General features: G+C 73.5%; 25 protein-coding genes and 1 riboswitch. Of the genes, 15 read left to right on the top strand and 10 right to left on the bottom strand.

Features of this window, described 5'->3' with window-relative positions:
* From FGW37_RS08840 to FGW37_RS08820, 5 genes are all read left to right on the top strand, one after another.
* On the top strand, positions 1-450 hold the full coding sequence (locus FGW37_RS08840) for an SRPBCC family protein (protein ID WP_058044789.1): 450 nt from the start codon (positions 1-3) through the stop codon (positions 448-450).
* A gap of 50 nt (positions 451-500) precedes the next feature.
* Positions 501-1,853: an ArsA family ATPase gene (locus FGW37_RS08835; RefSeq protein ID WP_179080563.1), complete on the top strand. Its 1,353-nt coding sequence runs from the start codon at positions 501-503 to the stop codon at positions 1,851-1,853.
* A gap of 66 nt (positions 1,854-1,919) precedes the next feature.
* Positions 1,920-2,384: a DUF5304 family protein gene (locus FGW37_RS08830; RefSeq protein ID WP_179080562.1), complete on the top strand. Its 465-nt coding sequence runs from the start codon at positions 1,920-1,922 to the stop codon at positions 2,382-2,384.
* A gap of 57 nt (positions 2,385-2,441) precedes the next feature.
* The gene (locus FGW37_RS08825; protein WP_058044792.1) at positions 2,442-3,383 is read left to right on the top strand and encodes an ROK family glucokinase; all 942 of its coding nucleotides are present in this window, start codon (positions 2,442-2,444) and stop codon (positions 3,381-3,383) included.
* A gap of 191 nt (positions 3,384-3,574) precedes the next feature.
* Positions 3,575-4,336 carry an endonuclease/exonuclease/phosphatase family protein gene (locus FGW37_RS08820; protein ID WP_179080561.1) on the top strand — a complete coding sequence of 254 codons (762 nt, stop codon included), beginning with the start codon at positions 3,575-3,577 and terminating at the stop codon, positions 4,334-4,336.
* Between the two features lie 10 nt (positions 4,337-4,346).
* On the opposite strand, the gene FGW37_RS08815 is transcribed toward FGW37_RS08820, so the two are convergent.
* Together FGW37_RS08815 and FGW37_RS08810 are read right to left on the bottom strand one after the other, a co-directional pair.
* Positions 4,347-4,958, bottom strand: coding sequence for a hypothetical protein (locus FGW37_RS08815; protein ID WP_179080560.1), 612 nt, complete (start codon positions 4,956-4,958; stop codon positions 4,347-4,349).
* Positions 4,951-5,730 (bottom strand): alpha/beta hydrolase, encoded by a 780-nt coding sequence (locus tag FGW37_RS08810; protein WP_179080559.1) that lies wholly within the window; start codon positions 5,728-5,730, stop codon positions 4,951-4,953. Before FGW37_RS08810 ends, FGW37_RS08815 begins: the two co-directional genes overlap by 8 nt.
* A gap of 126 nt (positions 5,731-5,856) precedes the next feature.
* Between FGW37_RS08810 and FGW37_RS08805 the strand changes: the two genes are divergently transcribed.
* The 4 genes from FGW37_RS08805 to FGW37_RS08790 are packed head-to-tail and all read left to right on the top strand — an operon-like array spanning position 5,857 to position 9,662.
* Positions 5,857-6,615, top strand: coding sequence for a lysophospholipid acyltransferase family protein (locus FGW37_RS08805; RefSeq protein WP_079110534.1), 759 nt, complete (start codon positions 5,857-5,859; stop codon positions 6,613-6,615).
* Between the two features lie 49 nt (positions 6,616-6,664).
* Positions 6,665-7,891, top strand: coding sequence for a MacS family sensor histidine kinase (gene macS, locus FGW37_RS08800; protein ID WP_246430318.1), 1,227 nt, complete (start codon positions 6,665-6,667; stop codon positions 7,889-7,891).
* Between the two features lie 5 nt (positions 7,892-7,896).
* A complete protein-coding gene (locus FGW37_RS08795) occupies positions 7,897-8,589 on the top strand; it encodes a response regulator (RefSeq protein WP_179080558.1) in 693 nt (230 codons plus the stop codon).
* 41 nt (positions 8,590-8,630) lie between these two features.
* Entirely contained in the window at positions 8,631-9,662 is a 1,032-nt protein-coding gene (locus FGW37_RS08790) for a 6-phosphofructokinase (RefSeq protein ID WP_179080557.1), read from the top strand.
* A gap of 120 nt (positions 9,663-9,782) precedes the next feature.
* On the opposite strand, the gene FGW37_RS08785 is transcribed toward FGW37_RS08790, so the two are convergent.
* Positions 9,783-11,771 carry an anthranilate synthase family protein gene (locus FGW37_RS08785; protein WP_179080556.1) on the bottom strand — a complete coding sequence of 663 codons (1,989 nt, stop codon included), beginning with the start codon at positions 11,769-11,771 and terminating at the stop codon, positions 9,783-9,785.
* A gap of 95 nt (positions 11,772-11,866) precedes the next feature.
* On the bottom strand, positions 11,867-11,923 hold the full coding sequence (locus FGW37_RS34105) for a trp operon leader peptide (RefSeq protein ID WP_168091012.1): 57 nt from the start codon (positions 11,921-11,923) through the stop codon (positions 11,867-11,869).
* Positions 11,924-12,180: 257 nt separating this feature from the next.
* Here FGW37_RS34105 and FGW37_RS08775 point away from each other — a divergent pair, with 257 nt between their 5' ends.
* Entirely contained in the window at positions 12,181-13,530 is a 1,350-nt protein-coding gene (locus FGW37_RS08775) for a class II 3-deoxy-7-phosphoheptulonate synthase (RefSeq protein ID WP_179080555.1), read from the top strand.
* Between the two features lie 119 nt (positions 13,531-13,649).
* Entirely contained in the window at positions 13,650-13,904 is a 255-nt protein-coding gene (locus FGW37_RS08770; protein WP_058044802.1) for a (2Fe-2S)-binding protein, read from the top strand.
* Positions 13,905-13,922: 18 nt separating this feature from the next.
* On the opposite strand, the gene bfr is transcribed toward FGW37_RS08770, so the two are convergent.
* Positions 13,923-14,411 carry a bacterioferritin gene (bfr, locus tag FGW37_RS08765; protein ID WP_030364678.1) on the bottom strand — a complete coding sequence of 163 codons (489 nt, stop codon included), beginning with the start codon at positions 14,409-14,411 and terminating at the stop codon, positions 13,923-13,925.
* Positions 14,412-14,566: 155 nt separating this feature from the next.
* Between bfr and FGW37_RS08760 the strand changes: the two genes are divergently transcribed.
* A complete protein-coding gene (locus FGW37_RS08760; protein ID WP_179080554.1) occupies positions 14,567-15,199 on the top strand; it encodes a sulfite oxidase-like oxidoreductase in 633 nt (210 codons plus the stop codon).
* 16 nt (positions 15,200-15,215) lie between these two features.
* Here FGW37_RS08760 and FGW37_RS08755 read toward each other — a convergent pair whose 3' ends face one another.
* From FGW37_RS08755 to thiO, 5 genes are all read right to left on the bottom strand, one after another.
* Positions 15,216-16,100 (bottom strand): deoxyribonuclease IV, encoded by an 885-nt coding sequence (locus tag FGW37_RS08755; protein WP_425506491.1) that lies wholly within the window; start codon positions 16,098-16,100, stop codon positions 15,216-15,218.
* Positions 16,101-16,102: 2 nt separating this feature from the next.
* Positions 16,103-18,058, bottom strand: coding sequence for a Stk1 family PASTA domain-containing Ser/Thr kinase (pknB, locus tag FGW37_RS08750; protein ID WP_179080553.1), 1,956 nt, complete (start codon positions 18,056-18,058; stop codon positions 16,103-16,105).
* A gap of 97 nt (positions 18,059-18,155) precedes the next feature.
* Positions 18,156-18,956 carry a thiazole synthase gene (locus FGW37_RS08745; protein ID WP_179080552.1) on the bottom strand — a complete coding sequence of 267 codons (801 nt, stop codon included), beginning with the start codon at positions 18,954-18,956 and terminating at the stop codon, positions 18,156-18,158.
* Between the two features lie 9 nt (positions 18,957-18,965).
* On the bottom strand, positions 18,966-19,166 hold the full coding sequence (thiS, locus tag FGW37_RS08740; RefSeq protein ID WP_179084583.1) for a sulfur carrier protein ThiS: 201 nt from the start codon (positions 19,164-19,166) through the stop codon (positions 18,966-18,968).
* A gap of 35 nt (positions 19,167-19,201) precedes the next feature.
* Positions 19,202-20,401 carry a glycine oxidase ThiO gene (gene thiO / locus FGW37_RS08735; protein WP_179080551.1) on the bottom strand — a complete coding sequence of 400 codons (1,200 nt, stop codon included), beginning with the start codon at positions 20,399-20,401 and terminating at the stop codon, positions 19,202-19,204.
* Positions 20,400-20,511: riboswitch (TPP riboswitch) on the bottom strand. (Overlaps the previous gene by 2 nt.)
* A gap of 307 nt (positions 20,512-20,818) precedes the next feature.
* Here thiO and FGW37_RS08730 point away from each other — a divergent pair.
* The 3 genes from FGW37_RS08730 to thiE all read left to right on the top strand — a co-directional run bounded on the left by FGW37_RS08730 (position 20,819) and on the right by thiE (position 23,273).
* Positions 20,819-22,054 carry an NAD(P)/FAD-dependent oxidoreductase gene (locus tag FGW37_RS08730; RefSeq protein ID WP_179080550.1) on the top strand — a complete coding sequence of 412 codons (1,236 nt, stop codon included), beginning with the start codon at positions 20,819-20,821 and terminating at the stop codon, positions 22,052-22,054.
* Between the two features lie 60 nt (positions 22,055-22,114).
* On the top strand, positions 22,115-22,480 hold the full coding sequence (locus FGW37_RS08725) for an Rv2175c family DNA-binding protein (RefSeq protein WP_179080549.1): 366 nt from the start codon (positions 22,115-22,117) through the stop codon (positions 22,478-22,480).
* 142 nt (positions 22,481-22,622) lie between these two features.
* A complete protein-coding gene (thiE, locus tag FGW37_RS08720; RefSeq protein ID WP_179080548.1) occupies positions 22,623-23,273 on the top strand; it encodes a thiamine phosphate synthase in 651 nt (216 codons plus the stop codon).
* The last annotated feature ends 44 nt before the right edge of the window (positions 23,274-23,317 follow it).

The following is a 23,317-nucleotide window of genomic DNA, read 5'->3' as shown; positions in this document are numbered from 1 at the left end:
ATGGCGGAACACACCAGCTCGAGCATCACGATCGAGGCGACCCCTGCCGAGGTGATGGCCGTGATCGCCGACTTCGGCCGCTACGCGGAGTGGACCGGCGAGGTCAAGCAGGCCGAGGTGCTGGAGAAGGACGAGCAGGGCCGGGCCACGCAGGTGCGCCTCGTGCTCGACGCGGGCGCCATCAAGGACGACCACGTGCTGGCCTACAGCTGGCCGGAAGAGAATGTGGTCAGCTGGTCGCTGGTGAAGTCGCAGATGCTGCGCCAGATCGACGGCTCCTACAGCCTCGCGCCCGCCGCGGGCGGCAAGCACACCGAGGTCACCTACCAGCTCACCGTCGACGTCAAGATCCCCATGCTCGGGATGATCAAGCGCAAGGCGGAGAAGGTCATCATCGACCGCGCCCTCGACGGCCTCAAGAAGCGCGTCGAGAGCGGCGCGGCCTCCTGAGCCCCGGCCGCTGACCGCCTTACATACGTTCACCGCTGGAGGCTCCCCCCTTGCGCACGGTCCTCGTCACCGGTCCCGGCGGCGCGGGCCGCACCACCGCCGCGGCGGCCACGGCCCTCGCCGCGGCCCGCGAGGGGCGGCGCGTCCTGCTCCTGACCGCCGACCGCGGCCCCGCACCCGAGGCCGTGCTCGGCACCGCCCTGCCCGCACCCGAGGCGGGCGGCGGCGCGCTCTGGGGCCCGCCGGCCGAGCCGGCGCCCGGGCTCCACGCCGCCCGCATCGCCACCGGCGAGCACTTCCAGGACCGCGCCCGCGACCTGCAGGACCGCGGCGCCTCCCTCTTCGACCTGCTCGGCGCGAGCCCCCTCGACCCCGAGGAGCTCACCGAACTCCCCGGCGCCGAGCCCCTCGCGCTCCTCACCGCCCTGCGCGCCGCCCACGCGGACGGGGGCTACGACCTGCTCGTCGCCGACATGCCGCCCCTGCACGCCACGGTGCGGCTGCTGGCCCTCCCCGAGCAGCTGCGCCGCTACCTGCGCAGGCTGCTGCCCGCCGAGCGGCAGGCCGCGCGTGCCCTGCGGCCCGTGCTCGCCCAGCTCGCCGGCGTGCCCATGCCCACCCAGCGGCTCTACGAGACCGCCGGGCGCTGGGAGGCCGAGCTCGCCGCCGTCCAGGACGTCCTCGAAGCCGAGGGCACGACCGTGCGGCTCGTCGCCGAACCCGGCCCGCTCGCCACCGGCGAACTGCGCCTCGCCCGCGCCGCCCTCTCCCTTCAGGGCTGCCGCGTCGACGCCCTCGTCGCCAACCGCCTGCTGCCCGGCGTCACCGGTGACGGCGCGGCGGACGGCGGGGCCGGCGCCGGCCCCTGGCTCGCCGGCCTCGTCACCGAGCAGCGCGCCGCCTACAAGACCCTGCACGAGGAGTTCCTCGTCGACGGCGTCACCGTCTGCGAGCTGCCGCACCTCGGCCGTGGCCCGCGCGGCCCGCAGGACCTCGCCGAGCTCGCCGCGCGGGCGCGCTCGACCACCATCGGCGTGGCCGCGGCGGCAGGGCGGGGCGGAAACGGTTCGGCGGGCGGCTTCGGCGTCGTACCCGGCGGCGGCCTCACCGACGAGCTCGACGGCTGGAGCGGCACCGGCGGCGCCGGAGAACCGGCCGTCGAGGACCGCCTCGCCACCGACGGCGTCCTGCTGTGGCGGCTCCCGCTGCCCGGTGCCGACCGCGGCGACCTCGACCTCCTGCGCCGCGGCGACGAACTCATCGTCGGCGTCGGCCCGTTCCGCCGCGTCCTGACCCTGCCCTCCGCGCTGCGCCGCTGCACCGTCTCGGGCGCGGGCCTGCGGGACGGAGCGCTGTGCGTACGCTTCACCCCCGACCCCGACCTGTGGCCGAGGTCTTCGTGAACGGCGCCCCGCCCTTCGGGTAACGTCGAAGAAAACCCCTGTTTGCAGGAGCCAGGAGGCGCTGCCATGAGCGATCACACCGAGCGCCCCGCACCCGAGGCGGCGCCCGACCCCGATGCCTGGGAGCAGGCCTGCGCCGAGGACCTCGCGGCCGAGCGCGCCCGCAGGCGCGCGCAGCAGGGCCCGCCGCCCGGCACCGCCGCCGAGGAGCTGCGCAAGCTCGTCGACGCCGTCGCCGACAAGGTCTCCGGCATGCAGCTGCCGCTCGGGGGCGGCACCGCCCAGGGCGTCGTCCAGCAGGTCGTCGCCCAGGCGAAGGCCGTCGTCGAGCCCGTCATCGAGCGCAACCCCGACGTCTTCGACCACCTCGCCTCCGCCGGCTCCGAACTCCTGGCCGCCTACCGCGCGGCGGTCCGGGGCCAGGAGGCCCGCTGGGTGCGCGACGAGCCCGTGCAGCACCCCGCAAAGCCCGCCGGACCCGGCGAAGGTGACGGGGGCAAGGGCGGGAGCGAGCGCATCGACCTCGACTGATCCCCGGCTCCGGTACGGTGGGTCGCGGCGGGGTTCGAGCGAAAAACTGAGGGACACATGGGACTCACCATCGGCGTCGACATCGGCGGCACGAAGATCGCGGCCGGTGTGGTCGACGAAGCGGGCAACATCCTCGCGACGTGCAAAGTGCCGACCCCGTCGACCCCCGAGGGCGTCATCGACGCCATCGCGGACGCGGTGCGCACGGTCAGCGCCGACCACGACGTGGAGGCCGTCGGCATCGGCGCCGCCGGCTACGTGGACGACAAGCGGGCCACCGTCCTCTTCGCCCCGAACATCAACTGGCGCCACGAGGCACTGAAGGACAAGGTCGAGCAGCGCGTCGGCCTCCCCGTCGTCGTCGAGAACGACGCCAACGCCGCGGCCTGGGGCGAGTACCGCTTCGGCGCCGGCCAGGGCCACGACGACGTCATCTGCATCACCCTGGGCACCGGCCTCGGCGGCGGCATCATCATCGGCAACAAGCTCCGCCGCGGCCGCTTCGGCGTGGCCGCCGAGTTCGGCCACATCCGGGTCGTCCCCGACGGCCTGCTGTGCGGCTGCGGCAGCCAGGGCTGCTGGGAGCAGTACGCCTCCGGGCGCGCGCTCGTGCGCTACGCCAAGCAGCGCGCCAACGCCACCCCCGAGAACGCCACGATCCTGCTGGGCCTCGGCGACGGCACGGTCGAGGGCATCGAGGGCAAGCACATCAGCGCCGCCGCCCGGCAGGGCGACCCGGTCGCCATCGACTCCTTCCGCGAGCTGGCCCGCTGGGCGGGCGCGGGCCTGGCCGACCTGGCCTCGCTCTTCGACCCCTCCGCGTTCATCGTGGGCGGCGGCGTCTCGGACGAGGGCGACCTCGTGCTCGACCCGATCCGCAAGTCCTTCAAGCGCTGGCTGATCGGCGGCCAGTGGCGCCCGCACGCGCAGGTGCTGGCCGCACAGCTCGGGGGTAAGGCGGGGCTGGTCGGCGCGGCCGACCTGGCCCGGCAGGGGTAGTTCCGCGGTCCGGGGGGCGCCCCCCGTTCCTGTCCGCCGCGGCGGACGTCAACCACGACGGCGCATGCCGGCGGTGCCGAACTCGGCTCAAGTGGATTCGGCACCTCCCCCAGCTACCGCTGGGGGGGGGGGGGGACCCCCAGGCCGCCGTCTCGCATCGCGCCGTTGCGGCGGAAGGGATCGGCGAGCGCATGAGCGCAGACGTCCTGGCGGACCTCCCGGCATCGCGTACCGAGCCGGACGGCTCGGTGGTCATCCGCGTGCTCAGCTACAACATCCGCTCCATGCGCGACGACGTCGCGGCCCTCGCCCGGGTCATCCGGGCCTGCCGGCCCGACGTCGTCTGCGTTCAGGAGGCGCCCCGCTTCTTCCGCTGGCGCAAGGCCGCCGCCCGGCTCGCCCGGACCTCCGGGCTCGTCCACGTCTCGGGCGGCGCCACCGCCTCCGGGCCCATGATCCTCTCCTCGCTCCGCGCCCACGTGGAGCGCACCGAGGACGTCCTGCTGCCCCGTACCCCCGGCCTCCACCAGCGGGGCTTCTCGACCGCGGTGCTCCGCTTCGGCCGCGCCCGGCTCGGTGTTCTCAGCTGTCACCTGAGCATCAAGGACTGGGAGCGCTACGAACAGGGCCGGCTGCTCCTGGACCGGCTGGCCGCCATGGACGTGCCGCACGCCGTCGCCGCGGGCGATCTCAACGACCGCCCCGACGGCCGCACCTTCGGCCTGCTGGCCGACGCCCTGCAGGACGGCTGGGCGACGAAGCCGTGGGGGAGGGAGCACACCACCCGGCTGGGCGATCCGCTGCAGCGGATCGACGCGGTCTTCGCGACGGAAGGGGTGGAGGTGCTGGGGTGCGGGGTGCCGATGGGGCTGCCCGGAGTCTCGGAACGAGACCTCCGGGCCGCCACGGATCACCTGCCGGTGCTGGCGGCTTTGCGGGTGCCGGCCGCGTAGGGCAAGCGGTTCACACCACCGCGCCGCGCCCCGGGTCGTCGTCCTCGTCGTCGCTGTCCTTCATCCGCAGGACGAGCGTGGCGAAGCCGCCCAGGAAGCCGCCGACACCGACGGTCGTCACCCACCAGGTGAGCTGCTGCTGCAGCAGCACCATGATCAGGAGCAGCAGCGGACCGCCCAGCACGGCGATCCAGGCGAAGCGGGCGGTGACGTCCCCGGTGGGCAGGGGCGGCGGCTCGGGCGGGATGAAGTGGCCCTCGTCGTCGGCATCGTCCGCGCCGTCCTCCGGGGGCTCCGGCGTGCTCCAGTCGCGGGGGCCGACGCCGGGCGCGTAGACGATGAAGCTGCCCGGGGGCTCCTCCCGTGCCGCGGGGGGCTCGGAGGAGGCGTCCTCCCCCGAGACATCCTTGCCCGGGGCATCCTTGCCCGAGGCGGCCTTCCCGGGGGTCTCCTTCTCCGGGGCGTCCTTCCCGGCCCCGGCCGGGGTGTCGTCGCCCGTGGCCGGCCAGCGGCCGGTCGCGGGGTCGGGCTGTTCCCCGTACGCGGCGACGAGCTCCGCCCAGGCCGCGTCCTCGTCGAGCGGGTCGCGGCTCTCGTCGCGGCCCGCGTCACGCTCAGCCACGGGCGGCCGTCCCCTCCTGGGAGCCGACGCCGGAGAGCCGGCCGATGAACGCGTAGGTGTCCTCGAAGATGCGCTCGGCGTCGTGGTCCAAGGTGGCCACGTGGTAGCTGCGCTCCAGCAGTCGCTCGGTGACGTCCCGGGAGGAGACGCGGGCGAGGATGCGGGCGGAGTCGGCCGGCGGGACGATGTGGTCCTCGGGGCTGTGCATCAGCAGCAAGGGCTGGGTGACCTGGGGCAGTTCGGCGTCGACGAGCCGGAAGAAGCGGCGCACCGAGTGCGCGGCGTGCAGCGGCACCCGGTCGTAGCCGACCTCCTGGGCGCCGGGCTTGGCGATGTCGCTCGCGATGCCCTTGGTGGAGCGCACGAAGTGGCGTACGACGGGCAGCGCCTTCGCCGTCACGCCGTGCACCTTGTTGCCCGGGTTGACGAGGACGATGCCGCTGATCGCATCCCCGTGGCGGGCCGCGAGGCGCAGGGCGAGCGCCCCGCCCATCGACAGGCCGCACACGAACACCTGCGAGCAGCGCTCGCGCAGCTCCCGCAGCGCGTGGTCGACCTCCGCGTACCAGTCCTGCCAGCCGGTGAGCTGCATGTCCTGCCAGCGGGTGCCGTGCCCGGGCAGCAGCGGCAGCGAGACGCTCAGGCCGCGCCCGGCCAGGTGGTCCGCCCAGGGCCGCACGGACTGCGGGGAACCGGTGAAGCCGTGACACACGAGGACGCCTACCTCTCCGCCTTCATGGCGGAACGGCTCGGCTCCGGGGAGGAGCGGCACCGGGATCTCCGATCGGTGGAACGGGGGCAAGGGAGGACACAGAGGGTCCGGTCCTCAGCGTACGCGGAGCGCCGCACGGCGGGTAGGCAGGTTAAGGTCTCCTCGTCACACACAGGAGGTTCTCGGTTGTTCTACGGCGCTATGAAGGTGTCCATCGGCGGGTCGCTGAAGCTTGCCTTCCGGCCGTGGGTGGAGGGCCTGGAGAACATCCCGGCCGAAGGGCCCGCGATCCTCGCGAGCAACCACCTGTCGTTCTCGGATTCGTTCTTCCTACCCGCGGTGCTCGACCGTAAGGTCACGTTCATCGCGAAGCAGGAATACTTCACCTCCCCCGGAGTCAAGGGGAAGCTGACGGCCGCGTTCTTCAAGGGCGTCGGCCAGCTGCCCGTCGACCGTTCGGGTGCCCGCGGCGCGGGTGAGGCCGCGGTCAAGAGCGGCCTGGACGTGCTGGCGCGCGGTGAGCTGTTCGGCATCTACCCCGAGGGCACCCGATCCCCCGACGGCCGTCTCTACCGGGGCAAGCCGGGCGGGCTCGCCCGGGTGGCCCTGCTGTCCGGGGCGCCGGTGATCCCCGTGGCCATGATCGACACCGAGAAGGTGCAGCCCCCGGGCAAGGTGCTGCCCAAGATGGTGCGCCCGGGCATCCGCATCGGGGAGCCGCTGGACTTCAGCCGCTACCACGGCATGGACGGCGACCGCTTCATCCTGCGCTCGGTCACCGACGAGGTCATGTACAAGATCATGGAGCTCTCGGGCCAGGAGTACGTGGACATCTACGCGACCGCCGCCAAGCGGCAGATCGCGGACGAGGCGAAGCGGAAGGCCGAGGAGGAGAAGGCGGCGAAGGCCGCCGGGCTCGGCAAGGCCGATCAGGGCGGGAAGTAAAGGGGAGCGGCAGCCGGCGGCGCAGCGCGCCCGGCTCGGGGGTTGGTCGATGACACCGCGCAGCAGGAAGCCGCGCGTCGTACGGATGTCGGTGGAGCTGCCGCTGTGGCGCGCGCTGACCGGCTACCGCATTCTGACGCTCTGCTACGCCCTGGCGATCTTCGCCATCAACTACCACGAGTACGCCCATCCGCTCGGCGGCGCCCTCTACATGGGCGTACTCACCGCGTGGATGGCGCTCACGTGGAACCGGACCTCGGCGCCGGAGCGCTGCACGAAACGGTTCCTCATCGCCGACCTGACCCTGGCACTCGCCGGAATCCTCATCACCGCCGCCGTGGACTCCCCGGCCCGCATCGACGGCGGCGCGGCCACCCTGCCGTCCATATGGACCGGCGGCGCCGTACTGGGCCTGGCCATCAAGGGCGGCTGGCGCTGGGCGGCCGTCGGCTCCACCCTCGTGGCCGTCGCCAACCTCGCCGAGCGCGGCAGCCCCGCCCGGGACACCGTCCACAACGTGCTCCTGGTGTGGGTCTCCAGCATCGCCATCGGCTACATCGTCGAGGTCGCCCGCGCCAGTGAGCGCACCCTCGCCCGCGCCCTGCGGATCGAGGCCGCCACCCGTGAGCGCGAGCGGCTCGCCCGCGACATCCACGACGGCGTCCTTCAGGTGCTGGCCATGGTGCAGCGGCGCGGTGCCGCGCTCGGCGGCGAGGCGGCCGAGCTCGGCCGGATGGCCGGCGAGCAGGAGATCGCCCTGCGCACCCTGGTCGCCGGGGGCCTGCTGCCCCCGCAGCGCTCCGCCGAGGAGCTCGCCGGGGACGCCGAGCTCGTCGGCGCCGTGGCGGCCGCCCCGCCGGTCCCCACCGGCCCCATCGACGTGGGAGCGCTGCTCGCCCCGCACGCGGGCGCCGACGTCTCCTTCGCCGGGCCCGGCACCGCCGTCCTGCTGGAGGCGGCCGCCGCCGCCGAGCTCGCCGCCGCCGTCGGCGCCGCCCTGGACAATGTGCGCAAGCACGCGGGCGAGGGGGCGCGGGCCTGGATCCTGCTGGAGGACGAGCCCGACGCGGTGATCGTCACCGTGCGGGACGACGGCCCCGGCATCCCCGAGGGCCGGCTCGCGGACGCCGAACGGGAGGGGCGGATGGGCGTCGCCCTGTCGATCCGCGGGCGGCTGAGGGACCTGGGCGGCAGCGCCGAGCTGGTGTCCGTCCCCGGCCAGGGCACGGAAGTCGAACTGAAGGTTCCACGGGGGAACGGGAAAGAACAGCGATGAGCGAGATGAGCGAAACGCAAGCCGGAGCACCCACCGAGCGCGCCGTGAGGGTCATGGTCGTCGACGACCACCCCATGTGGCGCGACGCCGTGGCCCGCGACCTGGCCGCCGCCGGGTACGACGTCGTGGCGACCGCCGGGGACGGCCCCGAGGCCGTGCGCCGCGCGAAGGCCGCCGGCCCCGACGTCCTGGTCCTCGACCTCAACCTGCCCGGCCTGCCCGGCGTGGCCGTCTGCAAGGAGCTCGTGGGGGAGAACCCCGCGCTGCGCGTCCTCGTCCTCTCCGCCAGCGGCGAGCACGCCGACGTGCTGGAGGCCGTGAAGTCCGGCGCCACCGGCTACCTGCTGAAGTCGGCCAGCACCCAGGAGCTCGTGGACGCCGTGCGGCGCACCGCCGCGGGCGACCCCGTCTTCACCCCCGGCCTCGCCGGACTCGTCCTCGGCGAGTACCGGAGGCTGGCCGCCGACCCCGCCCCGGCCGCGCCCGACGAGCCCAAGGCGCCCCGGCTGACCGACCGCGAGACCGAGGTGCTGCGCCTCGTCGCCAAGGGTCTGTCGTACAAGCAGATCGCCGAACGGCTGGTTATTTCCCACCGCACGGTGCAGAACCATGTGCAGAACACCTTGGGCAAACTCCAGTTGCACAACCGCGTGGAGCTCGTGCGCTACGCGATAGAGCGAGGTCTCGACGACGCCTGACCTTGACCCGGCCGGGCGTCCTCCGGCTGAAGGAGAGTGTCATGCGGATCGGAGTGCTGACCGGCGGCGGTGACTGCCCCGGGCTCAACGCGGTCATCCGCGCCGTCGTCCGCAAGGGCGTCCAGGACCATTCCTACGACTTCATCGGCTACCGGGACGGCTGGCGCGGCCTCCTCCACGGCGCCACGTCCCGGCTCGACATCCCCGCCGTGCGCGGCATCCTCCCGCGCGGCGGCACCGTGCTCGGCTCCTCGCGCACCAACCCCTTCAAGGAACCCGGCGGCATCCGGCGCATCCGCGAGAACCTCGCCGCGGACGAGGTGGACGCCCTCGTCGCCATCGGCGGCGAGGACACCCTCGGCGTCGCCGCGCTCCTCTGGGCCGAGCACGGCATCCCCTGCGTGGGCGTTCCCAAGACCATCGACAACGACCTCTCCGCCACCGACTACACCTTCGGCTTCGACACCGCCGTCGGCATCGCCACCGAGGCCATCGACCGCCTGCACACCACCGCCGAATCCCACATGCGCGTCCTCGTCGTGGAGGTCATGGGCCGGCACGCCGGCTGGATCGCCCTGCACTCCGGCCTCGCCGGCGGGGCCAACGTCATCCTCATCCCCGAGCAGCGCTTCGACCTCGACGAGATCTGCGGCTGGGTCACCTCCCGCTTCCGCGCCAGCTACGCGCCCATCGTGGTGGTCGCGGAGGGCGCCATGCCCAAGGACGGCGACCTCGTCCTCAAGGACGGCTCGTCCCACGACGCCTTCGGGCACGTGCGGCTGTCCGGCGTCGGGGAGTGGCTGGCGAAGGAGATCGAACGGCGCACGGGCAAGGAGGCGCGGACCACCGTGCTGGGCCACGTCCAGCGGGGCGGCACGCCCAGCGCGTTCGACCGGTGGCTGGCGACGCGGTTCGGGCTGCACGCGATCGATGCGGTGCGGGAGCGGGACTTCGGGCGGATGGTGGCGCTGCGGGGTACGGACATCGTCCGCGTGCCTTTGGCTGAGGCCACGGCTCGCCTGAAGACGGTGCCCGTCGAGCGCTACGAGGAGGTGAAGGTCTTCTTCGGCTGAACGCCGGGTCCGCCGCGCCTCCGGCGCGGTTTCGCCCACCCACCCGCCCGTTACCGGAGAGCCATCACACTCCGAGTGAACGGGTGGGTGGGTGGGACGGTCCCGCCGCGCAGCGGCGGGTCAGACGAGTACCGCGGCCAGCAGTCCGGCGATGATCGCTGCACCGTCCAAGGTCAGCACCGACTCCGGGTGGAACTGCACGCCCGCGAACCCGGGCCCCCGCAGGGCGTGCACGTCCCCGCTGCGGGGATCCCGGCTCAGCTCCACCCGGTGGAGCGCCAGCTCCCCCTCGGCCTCCGCCTCGCACCGCGCCGTGAACGTGTTGTAGAACCCCACGGTCTCGGGCCGCCCGAAGAAGTCGATCCGCTCCTGCGCCCCCTGGTACGGCACGTCCTTGCGGACGATCTCCAGCCCCAGCTCCGCCGCGATCAGCTCGTGCCCCAGGCACACGCCCAGCAGCCCGTGCCGGTGGCTGCGCAGGAGCTCCGCCGCGAGGGCGCGGAGCAGCCGCATCTTCGGGTCGGTCGCGTCGGAGGGGTTGCCGGGGCCGGGGCCCAGTACGACGGGGCCCTCGTGGGCGAGGGCGGCCGCGCGCAGGCCGGGCTCGTCGTAGCGCCGTACGGTCACCTCCAGGCCGGACGTGCGCAGCAGGTGGGCCAGCATGGCCGTGAAGGTGTCCTCGCCGTCGATCACCAGGGCGTGCCCGGTCAGCCGGGCGGTGGAGGCGCTGTCAGCGCCGGCAGCGCTGTCCACGGCCTGCATGCGCAGCCAGAAGGGTGCGAGGTCCGCGCGGCGGGCGTCGAGCGCGGCCCGTACCTGCGGGTCGTCGGCGAGCCGCAGGGCCGGCGCCGCGGGCCGGTCCGGCCGCGGGGTGCGCACGCCGAGGGCGGCGAGGACGCCGGCCGCCTTGGCGTGGGTCTCGGCGACCTCGGCGTACGGGTCGGAGCGGCGCACGAGCGTGGCGCCGACCCCGACGCGCAGCCGCCCGCGGCGGTCGATGTCGGCGGTGCGGATGAGGATGGGCGAGTCCAGGGTGCGGGCGCCGCCGGCGTCGCGGCCGATGAGCGCGAGGGCGCCCGAGTAGTAGCCGCGCCCGCCGGGTTCGTGGCGCTCGATGACGCGGCAGGCGTTCTGCACGGGGGAGCCGGTGACGGTCGCAGCGAACATGGTCTCGCGCAGCACGTCGCGCACGTCCAGGGAGGAGCGGCCGCGCAGCTCGTACTCGGTGTGGGCGAGGTGGGCCATCTCCTTCAGCCTCGGTCCGACGACGACGCCGCCCATGTCGCCGACGGTGCACATCATCTTCAGCTCCTCGTCCACGACCATGGACAGCTCCTCGACCTCCTTGCGGTCGTGGAGGAAGGCCAGCAGACCGTCCTTGGCGGGGCCGGAGGCGGGGTAGCGGTAGGTGCCGCTGATGGGGTTCATCACGACCGTCCCGCCGGACATCCGCACGTGCACCTCCGGGCTGGCCCCGACGAGCGTGCGGTCGCCGGTGTGCACGACGTACGTCCAGTAGGCGCCGCGCTCGCCGGCCAGCAGGCGGCGGAAGAGGGCGAGGGCGTCGGCGGGGGTGAAGCCGTGGATCTCGCCCTCGAAGGTCCGCCGGATCACGAAGTTGGCGCCTTCGCCGGTGCCGATCTCGTCCTCGATCACGCGCCGGACGATGTCCGCGTAGGCGTCGTCGCTCACGTCGAAGGCGCCGCCCTCCACGCGGACGGCGTGGGCGGGCAGGGCGGCGAGGACGTCGCCGAGGGGCAGCTCGTGGCTCTCCTCGGGGCGCAGGACGGCCAGCGGGGTGCCGTCGTCGCGGACGTCGAAGCCGCGCTCGCGGATCTGCCGGAAGGGCACGAGGGCGAGGGCGTCGTGGACGGGGCGGCCGCCTGCGGGCCGGCCGGTGGGCAGCGGGATGTCGGCGAGGCGCTCGGCCTCCTCGACGGGGCCGAGGAGCAGCTCGACGGTGCCGCCGGGCGCGCCCGCTCCGTCTCCGGCCCCCTGGGGGAGGCCGGGCGTGCGGCGGTGGAGGAGGGCGAAGGGCGGGGCGACCGGGCCGGTGAGCCGGGCGAGCAGGGCGGCGGTGCCGGCGGGCCGGGCGGTGTCGCTGGGCATGGGGAGGGTTCCTTCCGGTGCGGAGAGGAACGGCCCGGGAAACGCGGAAGGCCGCCCCTCGGGCGGCCTTCGCGATGCGTCGGTGGTACGCGCAGTCAGTGGGCCGCCGGATGAGCGGTCCACCACCAGTTCTGGGTCTGCAGCGCGAACATGCTGGGCACCCTACCCGAAGCACGATCCCTACCGGCGGGTATCGGTCGTGGTCAGGCTGTAGGAACGGAAGCTTCCGGGGTGCGGGAGAGGGGCGTGGGGGCGCCCGTGTCCCGTGCGCTCGCGAAGCGGTACGGGGATGGCCGGTATTGAACGGTGGCCCCGGCGCGTCTTGGGCGCGTCTCGTCCATGTCTCGGCAAATGTCTCAAAGTGCGGTCCGGCGGCCGGGCAGCCTCCGCGACCCCGTAGGGTTGGAGCGTGACCGTGAACGCTGAACTCCACGCCGGTGGCAACACCTGGCGCTCCCTTCCCGCGGCGCAGCAGCCCGAATGGCCGGACCAAGAGGCTCTGCGCGATGTGATCGCCGAGCTCGAGTCCTATCCGCCTCTCGTCTTCGCGGGTGAGTGCGACCAGCTGCGCCAGCGCCTGGGAGCGGTCGCCCGTGGAGAGGCGTTCCTGCTCCAGGGCGGCGACTGCGCCGAGGCCTTCGACGCCGTCGGCGCCGATCAGATCCGTAACAAGCTCAAGACGCTGCTCCAGATGGGCGCCGTGCTGACCTACGCGGGCCAGGTGCCCGTCGTCAAGGTCGGCCGTATCGCCGGTCAGTACAGCAAGCCGCGCTCGAAGCCGACCGAGACCCGCGACGGCGTGACCCTGCCGACCTACCGCGGCGACTCCGTCAACGGCTTCGCCTTCACGCCCGAGGCCCGCACGCCGGACCCGCAGCGGCTGAAGCGCATGTACCACGCCTCCTCGGCCACGCTGAACCTGGTGCGTGCCTTCACCACCGGTGGCTACGCCGACCTGCGCCAGGTGCACGCCTGGAACCAGGACTTCGTGAAGTCCTCCCCGTCCGGGCAGCGCTACGAGGCCCTGGCCCGCGAGATCGACCGCGCGCTGAACTTCATGAACGCCTGCGGGGTGGACCCCGAGGAGTTCAAGACGGTGGAGTTCTTCTCCTCGCACGAGGCGCTGATCCTCGACTACGAGTCGGCCCTGACCCGTACGGACTCCCGCACCGGGAACCTGTACGACGTCTCCGGCCACATGGTCTGGATCGGTGAGCGCACCCGTCAGCTGGACGGCGCGCACATCGAGTTCGCCTCGAAGATCCGCAACCCGATCGGTGTGAAGCTCGGCCCGACCACCTCGGCCGAGGACGCGCTCACCCTGATCGAGCGCCTCGACCCGGAGCGCGAGCCGGGCCGGCTCACGTTCATCACCCGGATGGGTGCGGGCAAGATCCGTGACCACCTCCCCGAGCTGGTGGAGAAGGTCACCGCCTCCGGTGCCCAGGTGGCGTGGATCTGCGACCCGATGCACGGCAACACCTTCGAGGCGGCCTCGGGCCACAAGACCCGCCGCTTCGACGACGTGCTGGACGAGGTCAAGGGCTTCTTCGAGGTCCACAAGAGCCTCGGCACGCACCCCGGCGGCATTCACGTCGAGCTCACCGGTGACGACGTCACCGAGTGCGTGGGCGGCGGCGACGAGATCTTCGTCGACGACCTGCACCAGCGCTACGAGACGGCCTGTGACCCCCGCCTCAACCGCAGCCAGTCCCTGGACCTGGCGTTCCTCGTCGCGGAGATGTACCGCGACCAGTAGGAGCCGCTGACGCGAGCGAGCCGTGGGGCGGGGATCTGTGATCCCCGCCCCACGGCGTTGTTATTCCGCCACCGGGCCGGGTAAGGTAAGGGTAACCTTATTGATCAACCCGGTTGGCGGTGAACCGCGTGTACGTCTGCTCATGCTTCGGCATCACGGAGCAGCAGGTGCGTGAGCACGCGGACAAGGGGGCGTGCACGCCCCGGCAGATAGCCTCCGCCAGCAAGGCGGGCACCGACTGCGGCAGCTGTGTGCGCCGCATCCAGGCGCTCCTCGGCCGTGGTGCGTGCCCGCGCCGCCAGCTGGCCGACCAGGGGGATTCCGGCGTGCTCAGTGCCGAGATACCCGCGCTGCCGCAGCCCCAGGCGGCCTAGCGCCCCGGGCGGCCCCGGCTAGTCCGCTCCGCCGTTCTCCTGCTCGATGAACTGCGCGATGTACAGCGCCTCGCCGAGCTTCTCGATCAGCTCCAGCTGGGTGTCCAGATAGTCGATGTGATCCTCTTCGTCCGCGAGGATCGACTCGAAGATGTTGGCCGAGGTGATGTCGCCCTTGGCCCGCATGACCTCCACCCCGCGCCGCAGGCGGTCGATGGCCTCGACCTCCACCTGCCGGTCGGCCTGGAACATCTCCGTGATGGTCTGGCCGATCCGGACGTGGAAGAGCCGCTGGTAGTTGGGCAGCCCCTCCAGGAAGATGATCCGGTCGGTGAGGGTCTCCGCGTGCCGCATCTCGTCGAAGGACTCGGCGCGCGTATGCGACGCGATCTTGGTCCACCCGTGGTGCTCCTGCAGTTTCGCGTGCAGGAAGTACTGATTGATGGCGGTCAGCTCGGCAGTCAGCTGTTCATTGAGGAACTCGATGACCTCGGGGTCGCCCTGCATTGCAGAGGCTCCTTCCAAGCAAGGGTGAATGGCAGGTTGCGCGCATCCTCGCACCGCCCTTCGAAACCGTCCAGTAAGTGCACACTTAGTGGGAGTTGTCCCCATAGTGGAACCCCTGGTCATCGGCGCCGTGAAAGGTCTGACACCATGGGGGCATGGGGCCCGCGAAAAACACCGAAAGCCGCAAAGGGGAGCTCCCCCAGCTGCCGCCGGGGCAGCGTCTTCAGCGCGGCTGGCCGGTCACGCACTACGGCCCCGTGCCGAGGTTCAAGCCCGACCGGTGGGAGTTCCGGGTCTTCGGATCCACCGCCGACGGCGACAAGCACTGCTGGACGCACGAGGAATTCTCCGCCCTGCCGTATACGACGGTGGTGGCCGACCTGCACTGCGTCACGAAATACAGCATGCTCGACGCCGAATGGGGCGGAGTGTCGGCCCGTACAGTGCTCGAACTCGCACCGCCCGCGCCTGAGGTCACACACGTGATGGTGTGGGCGGAATACGGCTTCAGCTCCAATGTGCGACTGGCCGACTTCGCCTCCGAAAAGACGATTTTCGCCACGCACAAGGACGGCGAGCCGCTCACCGCCGAGCACGGTTTCCCGGTCCGCCTCGTCGTGCCGCACCTCTACGCCTGGAAGGGGCCCAAATGGGTGCGCGGCGTGGAGTACATGACCGCCGACCGGCGCGGATTCTGGGAGGAGCGGGGCTACCACAACGTCGGTGACCCCTGGCGCGAGCAGCGCTACTCCTACCAGGAGCAGCCGGGCGAGGGCCCGGAGCTGTAGGCCCCGCCGGAGCGCGTCAGAGCACCCCGGCGCGCAGTTCCTTCAGGCGGGCCACATCCGCGGCGTGGCCCGCAGGGCCGCCCGGCGTCTCGATCGTCAGCGGGACCCCGGCCGTCGCCGGGTGGCGGAAGAGCTCCGCGAAGGGGTCGGCGCCGATGTGGCCGGAACCGATGTTCTCGTGCCGGTCGAGGTGCGCGCCGACGACCGCCTTCGAATCGTTGGCGTGGATCAGGCGCAGCCGTCCCTCGCCCACCACGGAGACCAGCTCGTCCAGCGTGCTCTTCATCCCGCCCGGCCCGGCGAGGTCGTGGCCCGCCGCGAAGACGTGGCAGGTGTCCAGGCACACCCCCAGCTTCGGGTGGTGCTCCAGCGCCTCGAAGTAGGGGCCGAGGTCCTCGACCAGCGAGCACAGGGACGCGCCCTGGCCGGCCGTGGGCTCCAGCAGCAGCCAGGGGTCGTCGTCGTGGGTCAGCTCGTCCAGCAGCGGCAGCAGCCGCTCGTGGACCTGCTCCAGCGCCGTCCGGCGCGGCCGGCCGCCCGTCGCGGAGCCGGTGTGCACGACCACGCCCCGCGCGCCGATGGCACGGCCGCGGCGCAGCGAGTGCCGCATCGACTCCGCGGACAGCTCGACCGTCGCCCCGGTGTGCGAGCCGAAGTTGATCAGGTAGGGGGCGTGCACCCAGACCGGCAGGGACTCCTCCGCACAGGCGGCGCGGAACTCCTCGTCCTGCCGGGGGTTGCCCGCGGGCGTCGCCCAGCCGCGCGGGTTGGCGACGAAGACCTGCAGGGTCTCCGCGCCCATCTCGCGCGCGTAGGCCAGGCCCACCTTGGCCAGCCCGCCCGCCACCGGCACGTGGCCGCCTACGGGGTTGCGCAGCCGCCCCGGGGTCAGCTCCTCCACCGCTACAGACCGCCCTTGAGCTTGATGGTGATCGTGTCGCCCTTGGCGGCCTGCTCGCCGCCCTTGACCGACTGGCTCTCCACCGAGTCCTGCGGGAAGAAGAACGGCTTGTCGACCTTCACCTTGAAGCCCGCCTCGGTCAGCAGCCGCTTGGCCTCGGCCTCGTTCCTGCCCGTGACGTCCGGGACCGGCACCATCTCCTTGCCCTTGGAGACGGTGAGGGTGACCGTGTCGCCCTTGGCGGCCTTGTCGCCCGTACCGGGGGACTGCTCGGCCACGGATCCCTTGGCGCGGTCGGAGAAGACCTGGGCATCCGACACCTTCGCCTCGAAGCCCTTGTCGCGCAGGGCGGCGGTCGCGGTGTCCACGGACATGCCCCGCACGTCCGGCACGTCCAGCGGCGCGCCCTTGCTGACGGTCAGTGCGACCGGCGCCTCCGGCCGGCGCTGCTCGCCCGGCTTCGGGTCGGTGGCCAGCACCGAGCCCTGCGGGGTCTCGCTGCTGAACTGCTTGCCGACCTCGCCGACGGTCAGGCCCGCGCCCTCGATCTTCTTCTTCGCCTCGTCGAAGGGCATGCCGACGACGTTGGGGACCTCGGCCCGCGCGGGGCCGCGCGAGAGGGTGATCGTCACCTTGCCGGTGTTGCGGATGCGCTTGCCGGGCGCCGGGTCGGCGGCGATGACGTGGCCGCGCTCGACGGTGTCGCTGAAGTCCTCCTTCGTGCGCACCCCGAGCCCGGCGCCGTCCAGCGTCTTCTCCGCCTTGTCCCGGGTCATGTCCAGGACGGCGGGGACGGTCGTGAACTGGCCCGAGTTGATGTACCAGACACCCGTGCCGATCAGCACCGCCAGCAGCGCGGCGACCGCCGCGAGGACCCCGCGCCGCGGCGCCTGCCGGAACCGGCTCCGCGGGCCCGCGGGGGGAGCGGGCGGGACCGGGGGAGCGGGCGGGTGCTCCAGCCGCGTCGTGCGGTTCAGCTGCTCGCCGTCCTCCGCGGGCAGCGGGCGCGCGGCCGGCCGGGGCAGCACGCTCGTACGGTCCTCCGGGCCCGTCGTGCGGCCCGTCAGCGCGTCGGTGAGCGCCTGCGGAGGCACCGCGTCCAGCTGCTCGCCGCTCAGCTCCGCGCGCGCCGCGCGGGCCAGGCCGAGCAGCGCGACGGCATCCGCCGGGCGCAGCTGCGGGTCGCGAGCCGTGGCGTCGGCGACGAGACCGTCCAGAGCGGCGGCCAGGCCCGGCACGGCCGCCGACGGCGGCGGGACGTCCGCGTGGAGGTGCTGGTAGAGGACCTGGGCCGGGGTGCTCCCCGTGTGCGGCTTGGCACCGGTCAGCATTTCGTAGAGGACGACGCCGCACGCGTAGACGTCCACGCGAGGGTCGGCGGTGCCGTGCTCCAGCTGCTCGGGGGCCAGGTACGACACGGTGCCGAGGACGGATCCGGTGGACGCGGTGGTGTCGGTGTCCACGGCCCGGACGAGCCCGAAGTCGGCGACCTTCACCCGGCCGTCGTCACCGATCAGCACGTTCTCGGGCTTCATGTCGCGGTGCACCAGGCCCGCGAGGTGGGCCGCGCCCAGCGCGGCCAGCACCGGCTCCAGGATGTCGAGGGCGGCGCGCGGCTGCAGGGCCCCGCGCTCGCGCAGCACGTCGCGCAGGGTGCACCCGGGCACGTACTCCATCGCCAGATACACGTACGGGCCGTCGGTGCCCTGGTCGTAGACGCCCACCACATTGGGGTGGTCCAGGCGCGCGACCGACTTGGCCTCGCGGATGAAGCGCTCCACGAACGCGGTGTCGGCGGCGAGGCCCGGGTGCATCACCTTGACCGCGAGCACCCGGTCGAGCCGGGTGTCGAGGGCGCGGTAGACCGTGGCCATCCCGCCCACGGCGATGCGGGCCTCGACCCGGTAGCGGCCGTCGAGCGTGTGCCCGACCAACGGGTCCCCTAGCGTCGTATCCACGCGACGAGTCTAAAAGGGGCGGGGACGAAGCCCTGACCCGGTAAAAATCAGCCCGTCCGGCGTTTGAGGACAAAAGGGGTCAGGGGCGGAGCCCCTGCTACTGAGCGAACTCGGGCCGCTCCGGATCGAGACGTGCCAAGCCCTCCGCAGGAGAGGACGCCTCGGCGAAGTGCCGCCGCGGTATCCGGCCCGCCCGGTACGCCAGCCGCCCCGCCTCCACGGCGTGCCGCATCGCCTCCGCCATCAGCACCGGCTCCTGGGCGCGGGTCACCGCGGAGGCGAGCATCACCGCGGCGCAGCCCAGCTCCATGGCGAGCGCCGCGTCGGAGGCCGTGCCGGCGCCCGCGTCGAGGATCACGGGGACCCCGGCCCGCTCGGTGATCAGCTGGAAGTTGTGCGGGTTGCGGATGCCGAGGCCGGAGCCGATGGGCGAGCCCAGCGGCATGATCGCCGCGCAGCCGACGTCCTCCAGCTTGCGGGCGAGGACCGGGTCGTCATTGGTGTACGGCAGCACGGTGAAGCCGTCGTCCACGAGGATCTCCGCGGCGTCGAGCAGCTCGATCGGGTCGGGCAGCAGCGTGCGCTCGTCGGCGATCACTTCGAGCTTGACCCAGTGCGTGCCGAGCGCCTCCCGGGCCAGCCGGGCGGTCAGGACGGCCTCACCGGCGGTGTAGCAGCCGGCCGTGTTCGGCAGCACCCGGATGGAGTGCCGCTCCAGCACGGACAGCACGGAGCCCCGGACGCTCGCGTCCAGGCGGCGCATCGCGACCGTGGTCAGCTCGGTGCCGGAGGCGAGCAGCGCGCGCTCCATGACGTCGAGGCTGGGCGCCCCGCCGGTGCCCATGATCAGCCGGGAGCCGAAGGTGGTGTCGGCGATGGTGAGCAGATCGTCCGCCATCAGCGCTGATCAGCCCCCCTGCACTGCGGTGAGGACCTCGACGCGGTCGCCCGCGCCGAGCCGTGTGGCGGCCCACCGGCCGCGCGGCACGACGGCCTCGTTGACGGCGGCGGCCACGCCGCCGGGCGCGGTGGTCATGCTCGCCACGAGACCGCCGAGGGTCAGGCCGTGGGGCACCTCGCGGTGCTCGCCGTTGACGCTGATGCCCATGTGGGCCTCGGGGTTGTCGGTGGGGTCGCTGGGGTTCATACGGGCAGCTCCTGCAGCGCGTTCGAGAAGCGTCGGGGGGTGAAGGGGCGGGCCTCCTCGGGGAGGCGCCCGGTGGTCAGCACCTCGGCCATGACGTCGCCGGTCAGCGGGGCGAGGAGGACGCCGTTGCGGTGGTGGCCGGTGGCGGCGTGCAGCCCGGGCAGGGCGGTCGGGCCGAGCAGGGGGGCGTTGTCGGGGGAGCCGGGGCGCAGCCCGGCGGAGGTCTCCACCAGGGGCAGTTCCGTGATGCCGGGCACCAGCTCGTGGGCGTCGCGCAGCAGCTCGTAGACGCCGCCGGCGGTGACCGTGGTGTCCCAGCCGAGCTCCTCGGTGGTCGCGCCGAGGACGAGCTCGCCGTTCTCGCGCGGCACCAGGTACACCGGCCCGCCGCGCACGACCGCCCGCACGGTGCGGGAGAGGAAGGGCGCGTACGCGTCCGGGACGCGCAGCCGCAGCACCTGGCCCTTGACGGGGCGCACGGGCGGCAGGACGCCGGCGGGGACGCCCGCGAGCGTCCCGCTGCGGCTGCCCGCGGCGAGCACCACCTGCCCCGCGGCGACGCGGCGGCCGTCCGCGAGCTCGGCGCCCGTGGCGCGGTCCCCCGCGAGCAGCAGCCGGGCGGCCTCGGCGCGGTGGAAGGCGACCCCGGCCCGCTCGCAGGCCGTGAGCAGCGCCCGCGCGAGCCTGCGGGGATCGGTCTGGTGGTCCCCGTCCACCCGCAGCCCCCCGCGTACGCCGGGCGCGAGCATCGGCTCCAGGCGGCGGCACTCGCGGCCCGTGAGCCACTGCGAGTCCAGGCCGGAGCGCTGCTGCAAGGCGTGCAGTTCGCGCAGGTGCTCGCGGTCGTCGGCGTCGAGGGCGACGGCCAGCGTGCCGCACGCCCGGTAGCCGGTGGCGACGCCGCTGGCCTCCTCCAGCTCCGCCGTGAAGTCCGGATAGCGGCGCGCGGAGGCCAGGTTGAGGGCGAGCAGAGCCTCCTCGCCGTAGTGCAGCTCGGTCACCGCCGCCAGCATCCCGGCGGCCACGCGCGCCGCGCCGCCGCCCGGAGCGGGGTCGGCGACGGCGGTCCGCAGCCCGCGCTGTGCGGCGCGCCAGGCGGTGACGAGCCCGATGAGCCCGCCGCCCACGACGAGGACGTCGCAGGCGGGAACGGTCGGCGCGGTCGGTGCGCCCGGTGTGGTCGTCGACGCGGCCATGAGGTGTCCAGCCCCTCCCTTCGCCGGCATGACCCGGATCAGGTTCGTACGGTCGGAGGCCGTCCAGCCTCCCTCTCAGCCCGGTCGTCCGGGCTCCCGCGAGTGCTTGCACCGGCCACCCTAGTACGCACCGCGACGGCGGGGCGAGGGCCCGTCGGCCGCCGCCTCGGTGGCTTCTCGCTGCTGCGGCGGGCCGCTTTCTTCCGCCGCGACGGCGATCAGCCACGACGCGGCGGCCCGGCGGTGCCGAGCCGGCCTTGCGGCCGTCTTCGAGTGACCGTTCGGAGGGCTCTCGCGCTTTCTTCCGCCGCGACGGCGATTCCACGACGCGGCGGCCCGGCGGTGCCGAACCGTGCCCGGCCCGGTCAAGACCCGCCCGGAGGGCCCCGGGCGCGGCCGTCGTCCTACAGTGATCGGGTGAGCGAGCACCGGGAAGAACCACATACCGCCCGTGAGCGGCGCGTCGTCATCGTGGGTGCCGGAATGGCCGGCGTGCAGACCGCGGTCGCCCTGCGCGAGCTCGGCTGGGCCGGCACCGTCACCGTGCTGGGCGCCGAGCCGCACCCCCCGTACGACAGGCCCCCGCTCTCCAAGGCCGTCCTGCTGGGCAAGGCCGACGGCTCCGCGTTCGAGGTGGACTTCGCCCTGCTCGGGATAGACCTGCAGCTCGGGCGGGAGGCCACCGGTCTGCGCCCGGCCGAGCACCTGGTGGACACCGCCTCCGGTCCGGTCCCCTACGACGTCCTGGTCATCGCCACCGGCGCCGAGCCCGTCCGGCTGCCCGGCAGCGAGGACCTGCCCAACGTCCACCTGCTGCGCACCCTCGACGACGCCGTGCGGCTGCGCCCGGTCCTGGCCGCGCAGCACGACGTCGTGGCCGTCGGCGCGGGCTGGATCGGCGCCGAGGTCGCGACGGCGGCCCGCGAGGCGGGCTGCGAGGTGACCGTGGTCGAGGCCGCGGACCGCGTCCTCGCCGGCGCCATGCCCGCCGAGGTCGCCGCCCGGATGGCCCCCTGGTACGCCGAGAGCGGCGCCCGGCTGATGCTCGGCGCGCGGGTGACCGCCGTGGAGCACGACGCGGTCGTGCTGGCCGACGGCACCCGGCTGACGGCCGGCGCCGTGGTCGTCGGCGTCGGGGCGCGGGCCGCGACCGGCTGGCTGGAGGGCTCGGGCATCGCGCTCGGCGAGGACCGCGCCGTCCTCGCCGACGAGCGGCTGCGCACCTCGCTGCCCGGCGTCTACGCGGTCGGCGACTGCGCGTCGTTCCCCTCCGCCCGCTACGGCGAGCGGCTGCTCGTGCACCACTGGGACAACGCCATGCAGGGGCCGCGGACCGTCGCGGCGAACATCGTGCTCGGCCCGGCCGAAGGGCCGTCCTACGACCCGGTGCCGTACTTCTGGTCCGAGCAGTTCGGGCGGTTCGTGCAGTACGCGGGCCACCACGCCGCCGCCGACGAGCTGCTGTGGCGCGGCGACCCCGCGAGCGCCGCCTGGAGTGTGTGCTGGCTGCGCGCCGGCGCCCTGGTCGCTCTGCTGGCCGTCGGCCGTCCCAGGGACCTGGCCCAGGGCCGCAAGCTCATCGAGAAGGGCGCCTTGCTGGACCGCGCCAAGGCCACCGACGCGTCGGTGCCGCTGAAGGCCGCGGTGCTGTGACGCGCCCGGGTCGGGTCAACCCGGCTACCGGCTGTCAGCGGCAGATGGCAGGCTTGTCCCGTGACCGAGATTGACGCAAAGATCGACGCGCTTGTTCCCGCCTGGCTCAACCTCCCCGACATCGCCGAGGAGCTCGGCGTGGAGGTGACGCGCGTGCGGCAGCTGGTGAAGGAGGGCCAGCTGATCGCCGTGCGCCGAGGTGAGAACCGGGTGCTCATGGTGCCCGCCGCCTTCATCGGCGAGGGCAAGGTCGTCAAGGGCCTGGCCGGGACCCTGACGCTGCTGCGGGACGACGGCTTCAGCGACGAGGAAATGCTGGAGTGGCTGTTCACCGCCGACGAGAGCCTGCCGGGCACCCCGGCGGACGCCCTGCGGGAGAACCGCGGCACGGAGGTGAAGCGGCGCGCCCAGGCGCTCGCCGTCTGAGCCGCCCGGCAGCCCGAGGGGCCGGTCCGTTCCAGGGCCCGATCCGTATCAGGGCGCGGTGACCCGCGCCCGCCAGAACCGTCCGGTGTGCGGGCGGGGCACGCCCCCGCCCGCACACCGCCGACCCGGGGGGAACCACCCGATGTCCGCCACCGCCCGCGATGCCCTCGCCGACGCCCGGCTGTACCTGTGCACCGACGCCCGCAAGCGCCAGGGCGACCTGCCGGAATTCCTCGACGCGGTCCTCGCCTCCGGTGTCGACATCGTCCAGCTGCGCGACAAGGGCATGGAGGCGGGCGAGGAGCTGGAGCACCTCGCGGTCTTCGCCGACGCCGCCCGGCGCCACGGCAGGCTCCTCGCGGTCAACGACCGCGCCGACGTCGCCCACGCCGTCCGCTCCGACGTGCTGCACCTTGGCCAGGGCGACCTGCCGGTGCCCGCGGCCCGCGCGATCCTGGGCGAGGACGTCCTGATCGGCCGGTCGACGCACGCCGAGGCCGAGGTGGACGCCGCGGCCGCCGAGCCCGGTGTGGACTACTTCTGCACCGGCCCCTGCTGGCCGACCCCCACCAAGCCGGGCCGGCACGCACCCGGCCTGCCCCTGGTCCGCCACGCGGCGGCCCTGGGCACCGAGCGCCCCTGGTTCGCGATCGGCGGCATCGACCTGGGCAATCTGGAGCAGGTGCTCGACGCCGGCGCCCGCCGGGTCGTCGTGGTCCGCGCGATCACCGAGGCGGACGACCCCGCAGCGGCCGCGGCAGAGCTGGCCAAGCGGGTCCGCGAGCGCCCCTGAGACAACGGAACAGGAAGATCCCGTCCGCATGACGGACGGGATAC

Origin of the sequence: Streptomyces rectiverticillatus, assembly GCF_013394065.1 — a bacterium.
Classification (GTDB): Bacteria; Actinomycetota; Actinomycetes; order Streptomycetales; family Streptomycetaceae; genus Streptomyces; species Streptomyces rectiverticillatus.
This window is presented reverse-complemented; position numbering and strand designations above follow the sequence as displayed.